5 protein-coding genes are annotated in these 6648 nt (G+C 64.3%); all 5 read right to left on the bottom strand.

The window, feature by feature from the left end; translation table 11 throughout:
• Window positions 1-317: 317 nt before the first annotated feature.
• The 5 genes from gyrA to B5G12_RS12000 all read right to left on the bottom strand — a co-directional run bounded on the left by gyrA (window position 318) and on the right by B5G12_RS12000 (window position 6635).
• A complete protein-coding gene (gene gyrA / locus B5G12_RS12020) occupies window positions 318-2891 on the bottom strand; it encodes a DNA gyrase subunit A (RefSeq protein WP_087325067.1) in 2574 nt (857 codons plus the stop codon).
• Between the two features lie 44 nt (window positions 2892-2935).
• The gene (gene gyrB / locus B5G12_RS12015; protein ID WP_087325066.1) at window positions 2936-4924 is read right to left on the bottom strand and encodes a DNA topoisomerase (ATP-hydrolyzing) subunit B; all 1989 of its coding nucleotides are present in this window, start codon (window positions 4922-4924) and stop codon (window positions 2936-2938) included.
• Window positions 4925-5002: 78 nt separating this feature from the next.
• On the bottom strand, window positions 5003-5296 hold the full coding sequence (gene remB / locus B5G12_RS12010) for an extracellular matrix regulator RemB (RefSeq protein ID WP_087325065.1): 294 nt from the start codon (window positions 5294-5296) through the stop codon (window positions 5003-5005).
• Window positions 5297-5312: 16 nt separating this feature from the next.
• Window positions 5313-6416, bottom strand: a complete 1104-nt coding sequence (gene recF / locus B5G12_RS12005; protein WP_087325064.1) for a DNA replication/repair protein RecF — start codon at window positions 6414-6416, stop codon at window positions 5313-5315.
• 3 nt (window positions 6417-6419) lie between these two features.
• Window positions 6420-6635 carry an RNA-binding S4 domain-containing protein gene (locus B5G12_RS12000; protein WP_087231272.1) on the bottom strand — a complete coding sequence of 72 codons (216 nt, stop codon included), beginning with the start codon at window positions 6633-6635 and terminating at the stop codon, window positions 6420-6422.
• Window positions 6636-6648 lie beyond the last annotated feature (13 nt).

Raw genomic sequence — 6648 nt, 5'->3', positions numbered from 1 at the left:
TTTTTCCTCCTTATGGTGTATAAAAGATAGAGACCCAAAACAGGTTCAAAGGAAGGTCCTTTCCTTTGTGTGCCTATCATAACATACCCCCCCCGGTGTCAAGACCCAATTTCAAAATTTCCCATTTTTTCTTTATTTTCTTTAGTTTGCGTATTCTAATCTTGGAATGGGGGACTTGGAGGCAAAGAAAAAGCGCCCGCTTTCGCGGGCGCACCCGGTGCGGTGGGCGCGGCGCTTGCCGTCCGGCTGCCGGCCCGATGCTATGACAAAAAGAGGGTATACACCTGCGTGGTGCATACCCTCTTTTGCTTTTTCGTTTATTCTTCGTCCGGGGTGGTCTGGACGTCCTGTTCCGCCTGTTCGGCGGCTTCCAGGGCGGCCACTTCCTCGGCGGTGGGCTCGGTGTCGCCGGCCTCCTGCTCGGGCTTGGACGTCTCGGCCTCGTCGTCATGGTCGGTGCGGGCCACCACCGTCACACAGTCGGTGTCGCCCAGGCGCATCACACGGACGCCGCTGCCATAGCGGCTCTGGACGGTGATATCCGCCGCGTGCATCCGGATGATGACCCCTTCCTGACTGCTGAGCAGCACGTCGTCGGTGTCATCCACGATCTTGATGCCCGCCACCTTGTCCTTGGAGACGTCGTAGTTGCGCACGCCCTTGCCGCCGCGTCCGGTCAGGCGGTAATCCTCGATCTGGCTGCGCCGGCCCTTGCCGTGCTCGGTGACGGTCAGGACGGTGGCGCCCTCCCGGCAGATGGACACACCCACCACCTGGTCGCCTTCCTCCAGACGGATGGCGCGGACGCCGTGGCCGCCGCGGCCCATCGGCCGTGCGTCGCTCTCGTAGAACCGGATGGCCTGGCCGTTGCGGGTGGCCACGATCAGGGTGTCGTTGCCGGTGGTCAGGCGGGTCCATGCGATGGAATCCCCCTCATTGAGGGCAATGGCGATCAGGCCGCTCTTGCGGATGTTGGCGTACTGGCTCAGCGGGGTCCGCTTGATCAGGCCCTGCCGGGTCACCATGGTCACATAGCCGCCCTCGGCTGTGTCCTTGGTGGACTGCCGCAGCATATTGGTCACCTTTTCGCCCTCGGCCAGCTGCAGCAGATTGACGATGTGCGCCCCCTTGCTGGTGCGGCTGCCCTCGGGGATGGTGTAGCCCTTGAGCTGGAACAGCCTGCCCCGGTTGGTGACGAACAGCACATAGTCGTGGGTGGAGCCCACGAACATCTCCTGCACGATGTCCTCTTCCTTGCGGGTCAGGCCCAGGATGCCACGGCCGCCCCGGTGCTGGGCCTGATAGATGGCCTTGGGCTGACGCTTGACATACCCTGCCTCGGTGAGGGTATAGACGCACTGCTCCTCGGCGATCAGGTCTTCGATGTCCACCTCGCCGGTCACCGTCTCGATCTCGGTGCGGCGGGGGTCGGCAAAGCGGCGCCGGATCTCCAGCAGCTCCTCCTTGACGATGGCAAGCACACGGCTGTCATCCGCCAGCACGGCCTGCCAGTCCTCGATTTTGGCCTGCAGGCCCGCCAGTTCCTCCTCGATCTTGAGGATCTCCAGCCCGGCCAGGCGGCCCAGCTGCAGTTTGACGATGGCGTCTGCCTGGGGATCGTCAAAGCCGAACCGCTCCATGATGGCCGCCTTGGCCTCGGCCATGCCGCCCTTGCAGGCCCGGATGGTGGCGATCAGTTCGTCCACGATGTCGGTGGCTTTTTTCAGGCCCTCCAGGATGTGGGCGCGCTCCTGGGCTTTTTTCAGGTCAAAGCTGGTGCGCCGGCGGATCACCTCGTCCTGGAACTCCACATACTTGGCGATCATCTGCTTGAGGGTGAGGACCTTGGGCACCTTGTGGTCGATGGCCAGCATATTCACGCCCACCGTGTCCTGCAGCTGGGTGTAGCGGTAGAGCTGGTTGAGCACCACCTGGGGGTTTGCGTCCCGGCGCAGGTCCACCACGATCCGCATTCCCTTGCGGTTGGTCTCGTCGTTCAGGTCGGTGATCCCCTCGATCCGCTTGTCTTTCACCAGGTCCGCGATGTTCTCGATCAGGCGGGCCTTGTTGACCATATAGGGGATCTCGGTGATGACGATCTGGAACCGCCCGTTCTTCTTCTCCTCGATGACGGCCCGGCCCCGCAGGGTGATCTTGCCCCGGCCGGTGGCGTAGGCCGCCCGGATGCCGCTGCGGCCCATGATGATGCCGGCGGTGGGGAAGTCGGGGCCCTTGATGTGTTCCATCAGGCCGGCCAGGTCGATGTCGGGGTCGTCGATGTAGGCGATGCACCCGTCGATGACCTCGCCCAGGTTGTGGGGCGGGATGTTGGTGGCCATGCCCACCGCAATGCCCTGGCTGCCGTTGACCAGCAGGTTAGGGAAGCGGCAGGGCAAAACCTGGGGCTCCTTTTTGGTGTCGTCGTAGTTGGGGTCCCAGTTGACCGTATCCTTGTCGATGTCGGTGAGCATCTCCACCGCCATCCGGCTCATGCGGGCCTCGGTGTAACGGTAGGCGGCAGGGGGATCGCCGTCCACCGAACCGAAGTTGCCCTGGCCGTCCACCAGGGGATAGCGCATCGAGAAATCCTGGGCCAGACGGACCATGGCGTCGTACACCGACGCGTCGCCGTGGGGGTGGTAGGAACCCAGCACCGCGCCCACCGTGTCGGCCGACTTGCGGTAGGGATGGCTGGGGTCGTTGCCGCGCTCATGCATGGTGTACAGGATGCGGCGGTGCACCGGCTTGAGGCCGTCCCGCACGTCGGGCAGGGCGCGGGATACGATGACCGACATGGAGTAATCCAGAAAGGCGGTCTCGATCTCCTTTTTCACGTCCCGGACGATCTTCTTGGTCCCGGTGCCGGGTATCATGACATAATCTTCTTCCATTCGTTCCTCCAGCTGAAAGCTCTTATTTGGACTGTACCCGGCTGTCAGACATCCAGCTTGGCGTACTGTGCATTGTTTTCGATGAAGCGGCGGCGGGGCTCCACCTGGTCGCCCATCAGGATGGTAAAGGCCTCGTCGGCCTTTTCGGCGTCTTCAATGGTGATCTGGACGATCACGCGGTTGTCGGGGTTCATGGTGGTCTCCCACAGCTGCTCGGGGTTCATCTCGCCCAGGCCCTTGTACCGGTTGACCTTGGCCCCCGGCATCTCCTGCAAAAGCAGGGCCATTTCCTTGTCGTTGTAGGCATACTTGACGGTATTGCCCTTCTGCACCCGGAACAGGGGAGGCTGGGCCACATAGACATGTCCCTGCTCGATCAGGGGCCGCATATAGCGGAAAAAGAAGGTCAGCATCAGGGTGCAGATGTGGGAGCCGTCCACGTCCGCATCGGCCATGATGAACACCTTGTCGTAGCGCAGTTTGCTGATGTCGAACTCCTCCCCGATGCCGCAGCCCAGGGCCAGCACCACCGGCATCAGCTTGTCGTTGCCGTAGATCTTGTCGGCCCGGGCCTTTTCCACGTTCAGCATCTTGCCCCACAGAGGCAGGATGGCCTGGATGGCCGAATCCCGGCCCATCTTGGCCGAGCCGCCGGCCGAGTCGCCCTCGACGATGAAGATCTCGGTCTTGGAGGGGTCGTTCTCCCGGCAGTCGGCCAGCTTGCCCGGCATCCGGCTGTTTTCCAGCACGCTCTTGCGGCGGACCAGTTCCCGGGCCTTTTTGGCGGCGGCCCGGGCACGGGCGGCCTGGGTGGCCTTCTCAAAGATGGCCTTGGCGACGGCGGGATTTTCCTCAAAATACTCGGTCAGCTTGGTATAGACCATGTTGGACACCAGGGTGCGGATCTCGGTGTTGCCGAGCTTGGCCTTGGTCTGGCCCTCAAATTCCGCCTCCTGCAGCTTGACCGAAATGACGCAGATCAGGCCCTCCCGGACATCCGAGCCGGACAGGTTCTCTTCCTTTTCCTTCAGCAGGCCGTGGCTGCGCCCGTAGTCGTTGAATACCCGTGTCAGGCTGGCCCGGAACCCTTCTTCATGGGTGCCGCCGTCGGGGGTGTTGACGTTGTTGGCAAAGCTGAGCACCAGCTCATTGTAACTGGTGTTGTACTGCATGGCCACCTCCGCCTCGGCCCGGTCGTTTTTGGCCGACAGGTAGATGACGTTGGGGTGCAGCACCTCGAAATTCCGCTTTTCGTTCAGGTAGCTGACAAAGCTGCGGATGCCGCCCTCATAGCACATCACTTCCTGGCGGTAGCCCGGCTCGCCCTCCTGGCCGTCTTCCAGGATGGGGGTGTACAGCTCCCGCTCGTCGGTGAGGGTGATCTTGAGCCCCGCGTTGAGGAAGCTCTCCTCCCGCAGGCGCTTTTCCAGGGTGTCAAAGTCGAAAACGGTGGTCTCCCGGAACATCTCAGGGTCGGGCTTGAAGGTGACCCGGGTGCCGGTGGAGCCCTCGGGGGCGGGTCCTACCTGGCGCAGGGGGCCGTCGGGGTCCCCGCGGCGGAAGGTCTGCTCGTATTCCACCCCGTCCCGGCGCACCTGGACGGTGAGCCATTCCGAACAGGCGTTGACCACCGAGGCGCCCACGCCGTGGAGGCCGCCCGAGACCTTGTAGCCCGAGTTCTCGCCGCCGAACTTGCCGCCGGCGTGCAGGATGGTAAAGACCACCGTGACGGCGGGCAGGCCGGTGTCGGGCTGGATGCCCACCGGGATGCCGCGGCCATTGTCGGTGACCTCGATGATGTCTCCCTTTTTGATCTTGACCTCGATGTGGTCGCAGTGGCCAGCCAGCGCCTCGTCGATCGAGTTGTCCACGATCTCATAGACCAGGTGGTGCAGGCCCCGGGCGCCGGTGGAACCGATGTACATGCCCGGGCGCTTGCGCACGGCCTCCAGACCCTTGAGGACCTGGATCTCACTGCCGTCGTACTCGTGGTCGGTGGCGGTGTCGGCGCTGGTGATGATATCCTCTGCCATTGTATCTCTCCCTCTTTAATCCAAATTCTCTGTTCGCTCAAACGTTCTTATCCTATCGCATGGAAGCGGTCATTGCAGTCAGGCCGGCCCGTCTTTCCCCGGCCCGGGCAGCGCCCCTTCGGGCAGCAGCTGCTCGGCGCGGCGGCGCAAAGCGGCGCTGGACAGCTCCGACAGATACACGGTATCCACCGGGCTGTCGGCCAGCACATAACTCTGGGGCAGCTCGTCGGACAGGCTGACCACCGCCCCGTTTTTCTGGGCATAGTCCAAAAAGGCCCGGCCCCGGGGGGAGACGGTGGTGGTCTCCAGGCTGAAGATCCCGATGATGTCCCGGGTATTCAGCACATAATCCCTTCCCAGATGCAGGTACACAAAGGCCGCCTCCTTCCTACAGCGTGGTCAGGACGCCGCCCTCCATCCGGCAGATCACCCCGTCGGTGTGGAGCAGGGCAGCGTCGTCGCAGCTGGTGACAAAGGTCTGACGCTCCCGCATCCGGGTCAGCAGGTAGGCCCTGCGGCCCTCGTCCAGCTCACTGAGGACATCGTCCAGCAGCAGCACCGGCCGCTCGCCGGTGATGCGGGCCGAGGCGTCCGCCTCCGCCATTTTCAGACTGAGCACCACACTGCGCTGCTGGCCCTGGCTGGCAAAGCTGCGGGCCGGCTGCCCGTCCAGGCGGAACGCCAGGTCCTCCCGGTGGGGGCCGCACAGGCTCTGGCCGGCGCGCAGTTCCTCGTCCCGGCGCGCCGCCAGCAGGCCGGCCAGGCCGCCCGGCTCAAACTGGGCCTCATAGCCGATGCCCAGCTGCTCGGCTCCCCGGGACAGCGCCCGGTAATTCTCGGCGGCCATGGGGGCCAGCAGCCCCAGGTATTCCCGCCGCCTGGCCTGGATCTCCTCGCCGCAGGGGACCAGTTCCTCATTCAGCACCTCCAGCAGGTCCAGTTTTTCCCGCAGGGGGCGCTCCGGCCGGGCAGGGGAGCGGCGCAGCAGGCTGTTTTTCTGCTGCAGGATCCGCACATACCGCCGGTAGATGGCCAGATACCCGGGGTAGAGCTGGCACAGCGCGGCATCCAGAAAGCGGCGGCGTCCGTCGGGCGGGCCCTTGACCAGGCTCAGGTGTCCGGGGTCGAACACCACCGCCGGAAAGCTGCCCGCCAGGCTGGAGGCCCGTTTGGGGGGCGTGCCGTTCCACACCGCATAGCGGCCGGTGCGGGCTTCTCCCGCCGCCCCCACCGTCAGGCGGACCTCGTTTTCCTTGCCGCTGCCCGCCAGGGTGCGGGCCTCAAGGGCGGCATAGGGGGCGCCGCGGCGGACCAGTTCGGCGTCCTTGCCCCCGCGGAAGCTCTTGCCCCCGGTCAGCAGCCAGACCGCTTCCAAAAGGTTCGTTTTGCCCTGGCCGTTGTTGCCGCAGATGACGGTCAGCTCCGGGCCGGGGACCAGCCGGGCCGACGCGATGTTGCGGTAATTTTCAAGGCTGAGTGCAAGCAGGCGCATCCGTCACTGCCCCTCGGCGATCCGCACGGCGCGCCCTTCCAGCTCCACCGTATCCCCGGGGACGCACTTTTTGCCCCGCATGGTGCACACCTGGCCGTTCAGCAGCACCTGCCCGGCCTGGATCCGCTCCTTGGCCTCCCCGCCGGTCTCGCACAGGCCCGCAAACTTGAGCAGGGCGTCCAGCTTGATATAGTCGGTATGAATGACCACTCGTTCCATCCCACACCCCTCC

It is taken from the genome of Faecalibacterium sp. An58 (genome assembly GCF_002161515.1).
In the GTDB taxonomy this organism is placed as follows: domain Bacteria; phylum Bacillota; class Clostridia; order Oscillospirales; family Ruminococcaceae; genus Faecalibacterium; species Faecalibacterium avium.
This window is presented reverse-complemented; position numbering and strand designations above follow the sequence as displayed.

Excerpts from the sequence above, each read along its gene's own strand:
- gyrA (WP_087325067.1), bottom strand. The coding sequence starts at position 2,891 with ATGGAAGAAGATTATGTCATGATACCCGGCACCGGGACCAAGAAGATC.
- gyrB (WP_087325066.1), bottom strand. The coding sequence starts at position 4,924 with ATGGCAGAGGATATCATCACCAGCGCCGACACCGCCACCGACCACGAG.
- recF (WP_087325064.1), bottom strand. The coding sequence starts at position 6,416 with ATGCGCCTGCTTGCACTCAGCCTTGAAAATTACCGCAACATCGCGTCG.
- B5G12_RS12000 (WP_087231272.1), bottom strand. The coding sequence starts at position 6,635 with ATGGAACGAGTGGTCATTCATACCGACTATATCAAGCTGGACGCCCTG.